General features: G+C 44.6%; 14 protein-coding genes. 7 read left to right on the plus strand and 7 right to left on the minus strand.

All coding sequences use genetic code 11. The features are described from left to right. Positions 1–7: 7 nt before the first annotated feature. The 3 genes from ACOQOA_RS15485 to ACOQOA_RS15495 are packed head-to-tail and all read left to right on the plus strand — an operon-like array spanning position 8 to position 2,588. A complete protein-coding gene (locus tag ACOQOA_RS15485; RefSeq protein ID WP_420549512.1) occupies positions 8–1,114 on the plus strand; it encodes a mandelate racemase/muconate lactonizing enzyme family protein in 1,107 nt (368 codons plus the stop codon). 11 nt (positions 1,115–1,125) lie between these two features. After that, on the plus strand, positions 1,126–1,857 hold the full coding sequence (locus ACOQOA_RS15490; protein WP_420549513.1) for an SDR family NAD(P)-dependent oxidoreductase: 732 nt from the start codon (positions 1,126–1,128) through the stop codon (positions 1,855–1,857). Next, complete coding sequence (locus ACOQOA_RS15495) at positions 1,854–2,588, plus strand: SDR family NAD(P)-dependent oxidoreductase (RefSeq protein WP_420549514.1); 735 nt, start codon at positions 1,854–1,856, stop codon at positions 2,586–2,588. Before ACOQOA_RS15490 ends, ACOQOA_RS15495 begins: the two co-directional genes overlap by 4 nt. A gap of 18 nt (positions 2,589–2,606) precedes the next feature. On the opposite strand, the gene ACOQOA_RS15500 is transcribed toward ACOQOA_RS15495, so the two are convergent. From ACOQOA_RS15500 to ACOQOA_RS15515, 4 genes are read right to left on the minus strand one after another with little or no spacing between them, the layout of a single operon-like run. Then, positions 2,607–3,950: an NAD(P)/FAD-dependent oxidoreductase gene (locus ACOQOA_RS15500; protein WP_420549515.1), complete on the minus strand. Its 1,344-nt coding sequence runs from the start codon at positions 3,948–3,950 to the stop codon at positions 2,607–2,609. Continuing rightward, complete coding sequence (locus tag ACOQOA_RS15505; RefSeq protein ID WP_420549516.1) at positions 3,947–5,443, minus strand: aldehyde dehydrogenase; 1,497 nt, start codon at positions 5,441–5,443, stop codon at positions 3,947–3,949. The genes ACOQOA_RS15500 and ACOQOA_RS15505 overlap by 4 nt, the downstream gene beginning before the upstream one ends. A 2-nt stretch (positions 5,444–5,445) precedes the next feature. After that, entirely contained in the window at positions 5,446–6,363 is a 918-nt protein-coding gene (locus ACOQOA_RS15510) for a dihydrodipicolinate synthase family protein (RefSeq protein ID WP_420549517.1), read from the minus strand. 21 nt (positions 6,364–6,384) lie between these two features. Then, entirely contained in the window at positions 6,385–7,089 is a 705-nt protein-coding gene (locus tag ACOQOA_RS15515; protein ID WP_420549518.1) for a GntR family transcriptional regulator, read from the minus strand. A 172-nt stretch (positions 7,090–7,261) separates the two neighbouring features. Between ACOQOA_RS15515 and ACOQOA_RS15520 the strand changes: the two genes are divergently transcribed. The 4 genes from ACOQOA_RS15520 (at position 7,262) to ACOQOA_RS15535 (ending at position 11,415) form a co-directional block, all read left to right on the plus strand. Further along, positions 7,262–8,332: a quaternary amine ABC transporter ATP-binding protein gene (locus ACOQOA_RS15520; protein WP_420549519.1), complete on the plus strand. Its 1,071-nt coding sequence runs from the start codon at positions 7,262–7,264 to the stop codon at positions 8,330–8,332. Positions 8,333–8,350: 18 nt separating this feature from the next. Next, entirely contained in the window at positions 8,351–9,295 is a 945-nt protein-coding gene (locus ACOQOA_RS15525) for an ABC transporter permease (protein ID WP_420549520.1), read from the plus strand. 51 nt (positions 9,296–9,346) lie between these two features. Further along, positions 9,347–10,333: a glycine betaine/L-proline ABC transporter substrate-binding protein ProX gene (proX, locus tag ACOQOA_RS15530; RefSeq protein WP_420549521.1), complete on the plus strand. Its 987-nt coding sequence runs from the start codon at positions 9,347–9,349 to the stop codon at positions 10,331–10,333. Positions 10,334–10,431: 98 nt separating this feature from the next. Further along, on the plus strand, positions 10,432–11,415 hold the full coding sequence (locus tag ACOQOA_RS15535; RefSeq protein WP_420549522.1) for a GlxA family transcriptional regulator: 984 nt from the start codon (positions 10,432–10,434) through the stop codon (positions 11,413–11,415). Positions 11,416–11,425: 10 nt separating this feature from the next. Here the strand turns inward: ACOQOA_RS15535 and ACOQOA_RS15540 are convergent, their stop codons facing one another. From ACOQOA_RS15540 to flgK, 3 genes are all read right to left on the minus strand, one after another. Continuing rightward, on the minus strand, positions 11,426–12,028 hold the full coding sequence (locus ACOQOA_RS15540) for a hypothetical protein (protein WP_420549523.1): 603 nt from the start codon (positions 12,026–12,028) through the stop codon (positions 11,426–11,428). 65 nt (positions 12,029–12,093) lie between these two features. Continuing rightward, a complete protein-coding gene (locus ACOQOA_RS15545; protein ID WP_420549524.1) occupies positions 12,094–12,996 on the minus strand; it encodes a flagellin in 903 nt (300 codons plus the stop codon). A gap of 10 nt (positions 12,997–13,006) precedes the next feature. Further along, entirely contained in the window at positions 13,007–14,734 is a 1,728-nt protein-coding gene (gene flgK / locus ACOQOA_RS15550) for a flagellar hook-associated protein FlgK (RefSeq protein WP_420549525.1), read from the minus strand. Positions 14,735–14,755: the final 21 nt, after the last annotated feature.

Here is a 14,755-nt window from a genome sequence, read left to right on the forward strand (position 1 = left end):
AAGTTTCATGAAGATTAAAGAGATTCATCTCTATCAACATGATCTTCCGGTAAAGAATGGGCCATATACCATGGCAAATGCCGAAGTATGGTCCCTTCAAACCACATTGGTGAAGATCGTTGCGGATAACGGTATCGTTGGGTGGGGGGAGACATGCCCTGTTGGTCCAACATATGCAGAATCCCATTCAAAAGGGGCACTGGCTGCGTTGTCTGAAATGGGACAAGGGTTGATCGGGGCGGATATCTTGCCGCTCTCTATTCATCGGCATATGGCAGGTTTACTGAATGGTCATAATTATGCCAAGGCAGCTATTGATATTGCGGTTTATGATGCTTTGGGCAAGAACCATAAAATATCTGTATCTGACTTACTTGGCGGGGCAGTTACGAACAATGTGCCTTCATATTATGCGTCAGGTATTGGTGCGCCTGATGATATTGCCCGCCTTGCCAAAGAAAAGCTGAAAGAAGGTTATCCACGTTTACAGGTGAAACTTGGTGGGCGACCTGTTGAGTTGGACATTGAGACGCTTCGCAAGGTTTGGGAAGTCGTTCAGGGAACTGGTATGCGCTTGGCAGCGGATGGCAATCGAGGTTGGTTAGGTCGTGATGTATTACGTCTCAGCCGTGAATGTCAGGATATCCCTTTTATTTTTGAACAACCTTGTAACACTGTCGAAGAATTACAACGTATTCGTCCGCTTATTAATCATCCGGTTTATATGGATGAAAATAGTGTGAACTTAAATACAGTGATTTCCGCTACCGGAAGTAATCTTGTTGATGGTTTCGGGATGAAAGTAACCCGTATCGGTGGATTACAGCAAATGGCGGCTTTCCGGGATGTTTGCGAAGCACGTGCGTTACCACATACATGTGATGATTCATGGGGCGGTGATATCATTGCGGCTGCCTGTACGCATATTGGATCAACGATCAACCCGAAATTAAGTGAAGGTGTTTGGTTAGCTGCCCCTTATATCGAAGGGAATTACGACAGCGAAAATGGCATTCAAATTATCGATGGACATATCAGGAAACCAACAGGTTTTGGCTTAGGTATCGAACCTGATGAAAGTCTCTTCGGTGTGCCGGTAGCGTCATTCGCATAAAGGAAAAATAGATGGAATTTGCAAGGAAGAAAGCGCTGGTGACAGGGGCTGCAGGCGGTATTGGTGCTGCTATTGTAGCAGGCCTTCGTGAACAAGGGGCGAAAGTAGCTGTTGCTGATCGTGATACATCAGGTATTGAGGCCGATGCACATTTTTCAGGTAATTTACTTGAAAAGGATTATGCAGATAATTTGCCAAAACAAGTAGCCGATGTGCTCGGTGGGCTAGATATTGTGATTAATAATGCGGGTGTCATCACCCGTGGATCGGTAACAGAAACATCCGATGATGATTGGAATTTATCACTAGGGGTGAATGTGGAGGCTCCTTTCCGCATTTGCCGGGCCGCTATTCCGATCATGGCAGAAACCGGTGGCGGTGCGATTGTGAATACTGCGTCTTGCTGGGGCGTGCATCCCGGGCCAAATCATGCTGTTTACTGTATGACTAAGGCGGCAATTGCGTCACTTACCCAATGTATGGGGCATGATCATGCGCATCTAGGTATTCGTATTAATGCTGTTTGTCCTAATGAGGTAAATACGCCGATGTTGCGCACGGGGTTTGAAAAGCGTGGTTTTGACCCTGATACGGCTGTTGCTGAATTGGGAAAAACCGTGCCGTTGGGACGGATTGCTGAACCTGAAGATATCGCGGATGTCATTCTGTTCTTAGCTTCTGACAAAGCACGTTACATGTGTGGGGCGCTGGTTGAAGTCAATGGCGGAAAGTCAGTTTCATGATGCGTTTTGAGGGCAAGGTTGCCTTAGTTACAGGCGGTAACGGTGGCATTGGCAAAGCTATAGCCCAACGTCTTGCTAGCGAAGGGGCACGTGTCTTTACCGCGCAGCGTAGTGTTGAAGAAGAATTCGAAGGTGTTTTGGCAGATCTTAGCGATCCAAATGCCGCGGGAGATACTATTTCCACTATTGTCGCGAAGGCCGGACGTTTGGATATTCTTGTGAACAACGCAGGGATGATGCAGGAAGCCGCCATTGAAGATATGTCTTTGGAAGATTGGGACCGTAATCTTCGTGTAAATCTTACAGCTCCTTTTTTATTGATTAAAGCTGCATTGCCCTATTTGCGTGAAAGCAAGGGAAGTATCGTCAATATAGGTTCTATCGAAGGATTGGGGGCGAACCCGTTACATGCGGCCTATTGTGCTACAAAGGCAGGCTTACATGGCCTCACACGTGCCGTTGCAATTGATCATGGGAAAGACAGCATTCGTTGTAATGCTGTGGCACCGGGTTGGATTGATACAAAGTTAAATAACGATTTCATAGATTCTATGCCTGACCCAGATACGTTTCGTGCAGATATAGGCACTATTCATCCTATTGGACGCACAGGTCACACAGAAGAAATTGCTGCTTTGGTGGCATTTTTAGCGGCTGAAGAAAGCGGCTTTATTACAGGACAAGTTTACACCGCTGATGGAGGGCGTATGGCAAAACTAAGTTTGCCATAACGCTTGTCCATCCTCCCACTACTCATCCCTCGCAACCCATTCCTTATAACGCAAAACAAGGTTCGCCCCGATTTGCTGGAAGGGTTGCGGGGGTAATTTTTTCGGGGCGGTTTCCTGATTAAAGAAAGCCGCAATATCGCTTTCTTCACCACATGCAAGTTCTGCAGCCCCAATACCTGTTAAGGTCCCTCGTGCAGTTCCAAGACCGTTTTGAACACATCCTGCATAGACATTGTCATCTATTTCGCGCATTACGGAGACATTATTCAGGCTAAGGCATAGATGTCCTGCCCAGTGATATTCCATTTTCATTCCGGCAAGTTGTGGAAAACGCTGATCAAATTTCCTTTGCATTGTTGCTCTTGTCCGTTCCATGTCGGATTTGGAAATATCCAGATTTGGTTTTAATGATGCACAAGTTCGCGTCACAATACGATTGCCGCCTTGGCCTGTATCAATCCGGCGCATGGTTGTCCCCATTGGATCTGATGGCGTAATACCCCAGCGGGGTTGTCCTCCTAGTTTTTTTAATGCATCCGCATCCAGTTCTGGCGTCATAACAGCATAGAGGAAAAGCTGCATCAGGCGGCCTTTCTCAATCCCGAAACTTTCCAAATGGCCATTCACGGTTAGAATGATCTTTCCGGTGGAGATAGCCCCCTTTGGTGTATGGACCAAATATCCCGTGGCTTGTTTTGCAAAAGAAGTAACAGGGCTATTTTCGTGGATGATGACATCCTGACGTTTTAGGCCATCAGCCAAACCACGAATATAACCTGCAGGCTGTAACATCACGGTGCCAGGCGTATAAAGGCCTGATACATAGTGATAACTGCCTGTTAGTTCATGCATTTCTTTTTGATCAAGGCGCTGGCTTGCTTCGCCTAAAGATGTGAGATGTTTTTGATAGCTTGTATTGTGATCATCTGCACGGATGCTAACCGCACCATTCACTTTGCCAACTTGATCGAAGTAATTGGGATCGATGTGGTATTCTTCAACGGCTTGTCCCGCAAAGGAGATTGCTTTTCGGTTTAGTCGTATGAGTGTTTTATCATCCCCGGCACCGGCATAATCTTCTGAAGTCAGTTCATGCGGTAAATCGATCATGAAACCAGAGTTACGTCCGGCACCACCTTCTGCGATAATGCCTGCATCTAGTAAAACGATTTTGGCATTTGGTTGAAGTTGTCTTAACCGCCTTGCGGCGGAGAGGCCGGCAAAGCCAGCCCCTACCACCACAAAGTCAGCTGTAATATTGTCTTCCAATATAGGATTTGGAACCCGTGGGCCTAGAATTCTATTCCAGGCTGCTGGTCCAAATTGTGTTGGGAGACGGGAGGCTGTGTATCTTTGGGTCAAGCGACAGCCTCATCTTCATCATCCGCCAGATCAATCCAGATGGTTTTCAACTGGGTATATTGATCATGGGCATGAACACTGTTGTCACGTCCGCCAAAACCGGATTGTTTAAACCCGCCAAATGGGGTTGTGATATCACCTTCGCCAAAGCTGTTCACGGTAACGGTACCTGCGCGTAAGGCACGGGCACCGCGGATCGCACGTTTTGTATTTGCGGTGAAAATTGAAGCACAAAGACCATATTCGGTATCATTGGCGATTTTGATCGCTTCATCATAAGAAGAAACAGTAATCACGCTTAATACAGGACCGAAGATTTCTTCACGGGCCAAAAGGGCATCATTACCGGGAACTTCCACCACAGTTGTCTCAACGAAACCGTTTTCTGCTTTACCACCAAAGACAATGCTTTCAGCTTTTTCGATATAGCTGCAAACTTTCTTGAAATGTGCTTCAGACACCAACGCACCCATACGTGTTTCCGGGTCAAGCGGGCTGCCCACATTCCATTCTTTCGCATGATGAGTAATGCGTTCAAGTAGTTCGGCCTTTACGTCTTTATGCACGATCAAACGTGAAGAGGCAGAACAATTTTCACCCATATTCCAGAAAGCGCCATTCACAATATGCTGTGCAACACGATCTAGATTTTCAGCATCATCCATCACAATGGCCGGGTTCTTGCCACCCATTTCCAGAACAACTTCCTTGGCATTGGATTCTGCGGAATAGGTCAGGAAACGTTTGCCCGTTACTGTAGAGCCAGTGAAAGAGACCATATCAATATCCATATGACGCCCAATTGGTTCCCCAACATCTGCACCGCCGCCTGGAAGAATGTTTAACACACCTTTTGGAAGACCTGCTTCACTGGCGAGCTCTGCAACGCGAAGGGCGGTTAATGATGTTTCTGCTGCTGGTTTTACAACAATGGAACAACCCGCTGCCAAGGCAGGGCCGATCTTCCATGCCAACATCAATAATGGGAAATTCCATGGCAGAACAAGGCCAACAACACCAATGGGTTCACGAACCACCATAGCGATATGATCGTCAGACGCAGGGGAAACTTGATCATAAATCTTATCGATTGCTTCTGCATGCCATTTTAGGCAATGGATGGTTTCAGGTACATCCACAGTTTCACAATCAAAAATGGTTTTGCCTGAATCAAGGCTTTCCATTACCGCCAGTTCGCGACGGTTACGGGTTAATAATTTGCAAAAACGAATGAGGATATCTTTGCGATCGCTAGGATGCATGCGAGACCAACGACCATCGTCAAAAGCCTCACGTGCTTTTTCTACCGCGAAATTTACATCTTCACTGTTACATGCTGCGATTTCAGCAAGGGTTTCACCTGTTGCTGGATTTGTTGAGGTAAATGTTTTTCCAGAAATTGCCGGACGATACCCACCATCAATGAAGGCGCTGGTTGGGAATGTCATGTCTGCAGCAAGGGCTTCATATTCTTTTTGTGTTAACAGATCCATGATTAACCTTCCTTCACAATATCAGCGATTGTTCGCTTTAAGACCTTCATCACTTGTTCTAATGCGCGTTTGTCATCTTTATTCAGATTTTTTAACGGCGCCCGTACATGTTCAGCATCGATCCCGTTAACGGTCACTCCATATTTAATGGTTTGAATGAACTTACCGCCCTGTTCCAACACATGCATTAAAGGCAGCATGGCGGACATAATCTTACGTCCTTTGGCAAAATCGTTTTCAACAACACATGCGTTATAAAGTGCAACATGTTCTTCTGGTAGGAAGTTGGATCCACCACATACCCAGAATGGCGCACCCCATGCAAAAAACTCAAGGGCTTGGTCATCCATACCACATCCCATTTGGATATGCGGATAATCGCGAGCCAATAGATGAACGCGGTTGATATCACCAGAACTTTCTTTGATGCCACAGAAGTTGCGGCTGCGTCCAACGCGATCCAGAAATTCTTCGCCCATCATCGTTCCTGTACGATGTGGGTAATTATACAGCATAATCGGAAGATTAGCGGCTTTATCGATTGCTAATGCATTTAGGGCATTTTCGCGATCTGTCGGTACGGAATATGGCGGGCTTGCAAGTAAAAGCGCATCTGCGCCCATGTCTTTAGCACCTTTTGCCAAAGTAATAGATTCTGCAGGTAACCATGCACCTGTACCGATAACCAAGGGCACACGGCCATTAATCCGTTCCTTGGTGAAACGGGCAATTTCCAATCTTTCTTCGATGGTTTGAGTGTAATTTTCCCCGGTTGAACCACCGGAAATAATACCATGGACCCCTTTTTCAATAAGATAATCAATCATGTCTGCCAAGGCATCCCAATTGACCGTATCATCCAGGAAGTAGGGGGTTATAACGGGGGTGTAAATCCCATCAAATTTAAAGACTGGAGTCATGTATGTCCTCTCGCTTTGTCGCTAGGTTTTCATAGACACACTTCCCAATGGAATTTCCAGAGAAGAAGGTGTCACAAACATTTCGATTTGATCACGGGAGAGATTCCAGTGATCAATCGCTAATTGCGCCGCCGCATTCTCATCACCAGCTTCGATAGCTTTGATAATCGCATCATGCTGGTTGCTTGCTTCAGATAGGTTTTCTTTCATATCCGTATTGTTCGGACGATAGAAAGTCATCCCAATCCTTGCGTGATCAATAAGCAGGCGTCGGAAAGATGGAAGCAGATAAACATTACTTGCCATCTCACCAGTGATTTCATGGAACCGATTGTTATTTAAAGCCCGCGCGGCAGCATCATCCGTTGCAAGGGATGTTTTGAATTCGTTTTGGACTTCCTTAAGTGCAGCAATTTGCGTAGGGGTCGCGTTTATTGCTGCCAAGCGCAGGATCGCACCATAAATCATCGGTGCTGCCAAAAAGAAATCACGTAACGTGGTGTAAGACATTTCACTTACCCACGCGCCGCGATTTTCACGTAATTCAATATATCCTTCACCGGATAACTGTCGCAGGACCTCTCTTAACGGTGTACGCGATAATTCAAATGCATCACATAACTGTGTTTCATCCAAATCCGCACCTGGTCGTAACTCCAAAGTTAGAATGGCACGCTTTAGATAGTCATACAGTTTTGTTTTTCTTTGTTTTGCTGCGTCTTTCACCGTTTCGGTCTCCTCACGTCATTGCCTGATTATCGGGATGCATTTTATGGGATTGCACCACGATCAAGCAATTCCTGAAGATGTGTTTATCAAAAATAAATCTTGTATACAATATGAATTTATGATGTATTCAAAAAATATTAAGACAGAATACTTCAGGGAGATGGAAGAAATGTCGCATAAAGATGAGGTCGTCATCGATTGCAAAAACCTATGGAAAGTCTTTGGTAGACGCGCTGATGAGGCGATGAAAGCGATCACCGAAAAAGGCTTGGGTAAATTAGAAGTACGCGATCAATATGATTGTGTTGTTGGGGTACAGGATGCCAGCTTCACAGTTGGGCGCGGTGAGATTTTTTGTATTATGGGCCTGTCCGGGTCCGGTAAATCCACACTGATTCGCCATGTGAACCGTTTGATTGAGCCTACATCCGGTCAGCTATTTATCGAAGGTATGGACGTAAATGCGTTATCTGCCACGGAATTACGTGAAGTGCGGGCAGAGAAAATCGGCATGGTTTTCCAAAATATGGCCTTAATGCCGCATCGTACTGTTTTGGATAATGTATCTTTCAGTCAGGAAGTCCGCGGTCATGATCGTAAGGAACGTCATGAGAATGCCATGCGTGCAATTGATGCAGTTGATTTGAATGGTTGGGATCAAAAATATCCAGATGAATTATCCGGCGGTATGCAACAACGTGTTGGTCTTGCTCGTGCCATCGCAGCTGATCCGTCTATTTTATTAATGGATGAACCATTTTCAGCATTAGACCCGCTTATTCGTCGTCAGTTACAGGATAAATTTATGTCCTTAGCAGCTGAGATGAAGAAGACAACTCTCTTTATTACTCATGATTTGGATGAAGCGATCCGTATTGGGGATCGTATCGGCATCATGAAAGACGGCGTTCTTGTACAAGTCGGGACACCTGAAGAAATCGTGACTAATCCAATTGATGAATATGTAGCGGATTTTGTCGCAGGTATCTCAAAACTGGAACTGATTTCAGCCGGAAAAATTATGGAACCAGTTGAGGCATATGAGCAACGACGTGGTTCTGTTGATAACTTAAACGAATGGCCGGAAGCCCATCCTGAACATTCTTTGGACGATCTAGTCAATCTATCAATTTCGACCCAGCATCCAATTGTTGTTCGCTTTGAAGGTAAGCCAATTGGGGTTGTAACCAAGAATGCCCTGTTGCGCGGCATTCAAGGTGAAACAGAATTAACGCAATAGGGATGGAAGGATAGAATTATGGCTGAACAAGAAGAAAAATTTAGTTTGCTCGATCCCTTTGCTTCTGTGGATTTAGGGATTGCAGAAAGTGCGAATGGTATTAAGCAATGGGCCATCGCCAATCGTGAATTTATACAACCTATAAAGAAATTCTTTAATGACATGATTGTGGGGATTGATGTTGGTTTGAATGCAGTGCCGCCATCAATCATGCTGATCATCTTGGTTTTAATCGCTTGGCAAGCTGCGGGTCGTCGGGTGGCAATTCTCGTCGGGATTGCCATGGCCGTTCTTGGTGTTTTGTCACCGGGGGCATGGGGGCTGGCGATGACCACCTTGGCTATTGTTATTTCTGCCGTCTTGCTTTGTTTTATCATCGGTCTGCCGTTGGGCGTATTAGCAGGTAAAAGTAATCGATTTGAGGCGATGGTGCGTCCTGTATTAGATACCATGCAGACAATTCCGGCCTTTGTGTATCTGGTTCCTGTAGTGATGTTGATCGGTATTGGTAATGTATCTGGGGTGATCGTGACCATTGTCTTTGCCTTACCTCCATTGATCCGATTGACCTCGCTAGGAATTCGCAATGTAAACCCGTCTGTGGTGGAAGCCGCCCGCGCTTTTGGTGCAAGTCCTACGCAAATCCTGTTCAAAGTGGAATTACCTTTGGCGACCTCAACCATTTTGGCTGGGGTCAACCAAACCATCATGTTGTCCCTTTCTATGGTGGTGATTGCCTCCATGATTTCAGTGAAAGGTCTTGGTAACGAAGTTTTACGTGCCATGGGACGACTAGATGCAGGTAAAGCCATCGTTGGCGGATTAGGGATTGTGATTTTAGCAATTGTTTTAGACCGAATTACGCAAGGGATGGGCCGTTCAGGCCGTGAACGTGGTCATCGTCATTGGTGGCAAGGCGGTCCCGTAGGGTTAGTGACCCGCTTGGCCGGTAAAAAATCTTAAGTTTCATTTAAATAAAAAAGAAAATTGAACATTTAGCAGAGGAGAAAACTTATGTTCAAAAAAGGTATTCTAAGTAGTGTAATTGCAGGTGTGATGTTGGCAGGTACAGCATTTGCCGCAGAAAAACCGGGTGAAGGCGTGACCGTACGTCCTGTTATGGCACCTTCTGTGGAAGAGATGTTCCAGCATCGCATTCTTTTTAAGGCATTGTCAGATTTAGGTTACGAAGTTGATGAACCACAAGAGGTTGAATATCAAACAATTCACTTGGCTTTAGGTACGGGTGATGGCGATTTTACAGCTGTGCACTGGAATGAGTTGCATCATAATTTCTTCGAAGAATCCGGTGGTGATCAAGTTCTTGAAAAAGTTGGTACACTTATCGACGGCGCCTTGCAGGGGTATTTGGTGAACAAGGCTGCTTATGATGCAGGGATCACAAGCCTTGAGGCATTAAAGGATCCAAAGAATGCTGCCATGTTTGATGCAGATGGTGATGGCAAAGCGGATTTGGCAGGTTGTGTGCCGGGCTGGGGCTGTGAACGTGTGATCGAACATCAACTAACTGAATTTGGCCTTCGTGATACAGTGTCCCATAACCAAGGGGCCTATAATGCGATTATTGCGGATAGCATTGCACGTAATGAAGCCGGCGAAAATATCCTTTATTACACATGGACACCATATTGGGTGTCTGGCGCGTTGGTGCCGGGTGAAGATGTGGAATGGTTGTCTGTTCCATATACATCTCTACCAGATGGTAAAGAAGGTAACACAACTTTCAATGGCAAAAATTTAGGTTTCTCTGTTGATAGCATTCGTGTTGTTACAACAGATGAGTTCTTGGCTGCAAATCCGGCAGCCGCTAAATTATTCGAAGTGGCACAAATCGATATTAATGACATTTCTGCCCAAAACAAAAAGGTTGCAGATGGTGAAAGTGATTCCGCGGATATTGACCGTCATGTGGATGAATGGATTGCAGCTAACCAAGCCGCATATGACAGCTGGTTAGCTGCTGCACGTGCTGTAAACTAAGCTTTGCTTAGGCAAACATAGAATAAAAAACTGGTGTAACGACTGAAACTGGACCACTATGTAGATAGAGATATCTGCATAGTGGAACTTTTAGACTAATGAAGAAACCTCAACATTTCTTATTTCTACTAGTTGAAGAATTTGCTCATATCGCCTTTTCTTGTGCGGTAGAACCCCTCCGTATTGCCAATCTAGTTAGCGGTGAAGAGCTTTATACTTGGTCCTTTGCCTCAGAAGACGGGACGTTGGCAACCTGTTCAAATGGCTCACAAATGTTGGTCCAACATAGTTTTGATGATCTACCCAACTGTGATCGGGCTTTTGTTTTGTCCGGTGGCAATATGACCGATTATATAACACCGAATTTAGTAGGTGCCCTGCGTCAACTTCGATTAAAGGGAGTAAAGCTTGGTGGCCTTTGTTCCGGTGCCTGGATTTTGGGGGAAATCGGATTTTTAGATGGAAAACGTGCAGCCATTCATTGGGAATTCCATGACGGGTTTGTCGAACGGTTTCACAATATCAGCTTGATCAACAGTATTTTTGTTGCAGATGAAAATATCATTACTGCATCAGGTGGTACGGCGACTGCGGATTTAATGTTGCATCTGGTAGAGATAGAGCATGGGTATGACTTGTCTTTAACCGTAGCTGATCAAATGGTTTATTCAGCAAGCCGGGATGCGGAATCAACACAAAAACGATCTTTTCAGTCGCGTTACGCAGTACGCAATGCATATCTTGCACGTGCTGTTCAGATGATGAAGGATCAGATTGAAGAACCTGTTTCAACGGCTTCAATTGCTGAAGAAATTGGAATTTCTGCACGACAATTAGAACGTTTATTTGGAAAATACACACATACATCTCCAAAGAAATATTATATGGATTTAAGGATGGAACGCGCGCGTCATCTGCTTAATCAAACGGAGGCGTCTATATCTGAAATTGCTTTGGCTTGTGGGTTTGATAATCCCGCTTATTTTTCCAAGATATTCAGATCAACTTATGGGCATCCGCCTTCGCAAGCCCGACAAGATCGGATTGTGACAAAGGCGGCATATCAGTCTGTCTCATTCTAGCGGTTAAGATCTACACATCTTCCTCTGTGGTTCCGCCAAAACTATTTCGAATTGCGGGACCAAAATCAGATAATTCCTGCTGTGATAGTTTTCCATCACCGTCGGAATCGATCGCCATAAACAATTCTTGCCCGTGTCCTTCGATGTGTTCTGTATCAGTACTAGATTGGGAAGCTTCCATTTCTTCTAGTTTTTCAAGAATACTATCCACGGTTTCACTACGTGATTTCGTAGCTGTCGATGTATAATCTGATTTGCTTTGCGATGCTTCATTTGGAGGCGGAGGCGCTATACCCGCATCACTAAACATATTCTGTGATTGCAAGTCCAAAAGGCCTTGCATTGTGGTTGCACTCATATTTCCTGATCCAAACATATTGGACAGGTTGTCGCCGGATTGAAAGTTTTCACTTGATCCATTTCCAAGATCTGCAAGAGCCTGAATTGCCCCCATCTGATCGGCATTACCTTGACCAATTGCATGCATCAGATTGGCAAAATTTATGTCACCGGAAATGTTGCTATTTCCTTTGGTGCCTGTGCTATCAGTCTGATTGTTTAATTGGGAAATCAGGCTGGCGCCATAAGCAAGATTATTGGATGTAACATCCATGACTGATCATCCTTAAATTGAGGTTTAACTTTTATTGATACGTATGAAAGTCAGAAATACTGGCGCTATAAGTAATCAATAAGATTTAATGAAGTCGCATTTGAAATCGCGGAGAATGAAGCCTCCAATTGAGCCTGCAACTGGTTAAGTTCTGCTGTGGCTTCAGCCACATCGACTTCAGTTAGATCACCCAACATGCTTTCCGTAATCAGTTGTGCATTTGTATGGGCATCAATTGTGTTTTCAATATTGCTGGCTGTAACGGAAACTTCTGCTTGTAGAGCTGCGATTTCCGCTGTGGCTTCATTCATTAAATCATGTGCTTCCGCGATGGCATCTTCATCATGAGGGTCCATATTAGCCATCATGCTCATCGCGCGGATTGCTTTTTCAAAAGCGGACTCATTGGCTGTGACGCCATAATTGATTTCATAATTATCATCCGCATGAAAACTTCGCGTTTCATCATTGCCTGAATAATAATCAGTACTGACCGTTGATGGATAGGTTTGTGCTGTATAACTGGCAGAAGACACATCAACCGGTGCCTGGCCAGTATCCGTCCCACCAAATAAATATATATCCCCATATTGCTGGTTTAGTAAGGCGCCCATTTCCTCTAATGAGGCTTGGGCAGTTGCATTTAATTCTTCGACATCATCTGTTCCTCCAAGGGAGGCGGTTACAGAACTTGTGAAATTTGCCATTACATCAACCATACTGTTTAAAGCTGCATATGTTGCCTCAACTTGCGCAGACACCTGTTCAGCATTGTCAATGTATTGTTCGCTGGTGGACATGCTATGTTCCAAATCCAGAATGAGATTGGTGGAACTGGCAAGATCGTAATAATTTTCACTTATTTTGCCTGAAGCAATATCCAATTGTTTCGAAGACACATCTGATTGGACATTCATACTCATATTTAGAAGATTTTGATAATTGGAAAACGTGGCTACTCTTGTCATTTTCTTTTCCTTAGGTCACGGCATTCATCAGCACATCAAACATTTCCTGTATGGTGCTTAGAATATAGGCGCCAGCTTCATAAGATTCTTGATAGGCATTCATCTTGGCGATTTCTTCGTCAAGATTGACACCTGTTTCATTCGCGAAGGAGGTTGCTAAGTTGTCGTAAGCAGAAACAGCGATTTCTGCATCGGTTATGGCACTGTCCGTCTTTACGGCAAGCGCGCTGGTTATATTTGTCGCGTAATTGGCGAAGCTGGTTGTATCTGCACCTAAATTGCCGGCAGCATCAAAGGATTGATCTTCGGAAAAAGTCGATATTAAACTGGATATAATACTTGTATCACCGCTATTTAGACCCGTATCACCGACAGACAAAGTTGAGCTATCGTTTAGTTCCGCAGTTGGTAGCAGGCTGGGATCATCTAATAGATCGGCACTTACCGAAATGTTGGTAGCAGAATCCCCACTAAGAATGGAATTAAAACCGAAATAGTTAGATATACCAAGAGAATCGCCGCCCACAGCGCTATCCATTTCATTAAATGATAATCCTGTATCTGTTGTTGTCGTTGTTATTTCCAGATATCCATCTGCATTGATTGAGGCGCTCACACCTGTCATAGAATTTAGATCATCAATAAAATCTTGTACCGTTGAATAAGTTGAAGCATCAAAATCTGCATATTCGTTAACAGCTCCATCGCTATCAGTGACTGCAATGCGAAATGTACCACTTCCGGTCATCGCATCACTTGCAGAGACAGTTTGTTGGCTGGTTAAAGTTGCAGGCGATGGGATGGATGTTGCTTTGTTAGAGATTGCATTAACGCTGTCAATGAGTGTGGATGCAAGTTCGTCTAATTCAGCTTGTAGGTCAGGCAGTATTTCATCACGCAATTCAAGAGAAGCTCCGATTTCGCCTCCCGTGATTTCGGATGTAATATCTTTTCCAGCAACAGTAATACTATTGAAACTAGTCGTTGAGGTTACCGGCGATGTGGCCTCATAGGAAAGTTCTTGTGGTTCCGATAATAGTAATGCGGTGCCACCTTCGGTATAGATTTGAAGTTGATTGTTGCTATCGGTGAAAGAATTCACATTCATATACCCTGATAATTCTTGTAAGGCTGTGTTTCGGCTATCTTCAAGGTCAAGGGTGGAATTCCCATTGGCTTGGGCAATCGCGATTTGCTCATTCAAGTTATCAATTTCATTTAATAGGGAATTAACGCTTGAGATCGCTGTTTCAATATCTTCATCTATATCAGCGCGTTGATCCTGAATATCGTTTGACGTGTTGTTTAATTGAGTTGTCAGATCGTTAAGGCTATCCACTAAAACGATTTGATCAGAATTGCTGGTTGGATCTAGCTCTAGCGAAAGCAGAGCCGTTTCAATATCTGTGATTGCTTCTGATAAGCTGTTATCCCCAGAGACAGACCCTAACGAGTTTGAAATGTTTTCCATACCTGCTTGTAGTGTCTCTGTATATTTTGCTTCATTTGCGGCTTCGTTCAAATCATCAAGTAGGTTTTGATCCACCATATTTGTCAGGGCTTGTGATTGAACACCCACTGCTGTGCTACCCGCCATTTGTGTCGTGTTGCTTGTTGATTTCGCGGTATAGCCTTCTGTATCCGCGTTGGCCACATTGGCAGAGGAAACAGAAATATTGTAACTTGCAGTCTGCATTGCCGTTAAGCTTGCATTTATGCTGATGCTTGTTGTGCTCATGGCTTTGCCCTCTGATTATTA

This window comes from Curvivirga sp. (assembly GCF_965219885.1).
Classification (GTDB): Bacteria; Pseudomonadota; Alphaproteobacteria; order UBA8366; family Aestuariispiraceae; genus Curvivirga.

Excerpts from the sequence above, each read along its gene's own strand:
- ACOQOA_RS15525 (WP_420549520.1), top strand. The coding sequence starts at position 8,351 with ATGGCTGAACAAGAAGAAAAATTTAGTTTGCTCGATCCCTTTGCTTCT.
- ACOQOA_RS15485 (WP_420549512.1), top strand. The coding sequence starts at position 8 with ATGAAGATTAAAGAGATTCATCTCTATCAACATGATCTTCCGGTAAAG.
- ACOQOA_RS15510 (WP_420549517.1), bottom strand. The coding sequence starts at position 6,363 with ATGACTCCAGTCTTTAAATTTGATGGGATTTACACCCCCGTTATAACC.
- ACOQOA_RS15520 (WP_420549519.1), top strand. The coding sequence starts at position 7,262 with ATGTCGCATAAAGATGAGGTCGTCATCGATTGCAAAAACCTATGGAAA.
- ACOQOA_RS15495 (WP_420549514.1), top strand. The coding sequence starts at position 1,854 with ATGATGCGTTTTGAGGGCAAGGTTGCCTTAGTTACAGGCGGTAACGGT.
- ACOQOA_RS15505 (WP_420549516.1), bottom strand. The coding sequence starts at position 5,443 with ATGGATCTGTTAACACAAAAAGAATATGAAGCCCTTGCTGCAGACATG.
- ACOQOA_RS15540 (WP_420549523.1), bottom strand. The coding sequence starts at position 12,028 with ATGGATGTTACATCCAATAATCTTGCTTATGGCGCCAGCCTGATTTCC.
- flgK (WP_420549525.1), bottom strand. The coding sequence starts at position 14,734 with ATGAGCACAACAAGCATCAGCATAAATGCAAGCTTAACGGCAATGCAG.
- ACOQOA_RS15490 (WP_420549513.1), top strand. The coding sequence starts at position 1,126 with ATGGAATTTGCAAGGAAGAAAGCGCTGGTGACAGGGGCTGCAGGCGGT.
- proX (WP_420549521.1), top strand. The coding sequence starts at position 9,347 with ATGTTCAAAAAAGGTATTCTAAGTAGTGTAATTGCAGGTGTGATGTTG.
- ACOQOA_RS15535 (WP_420549522.1), top strand. The coding sequence starts at position 10,432 with ATGAAGAAACCTCAACATTTCTTATTTCTACTAGTTGAAGAATTTGCT.
- ACOQOA_RS15545 (WP_420549524.1), bottom strand. The coding sequence starts at position 12,996 with ATGACAAGAGTAGCCACGTTTTCCAATTATCAAAATCTTCTAAATATG.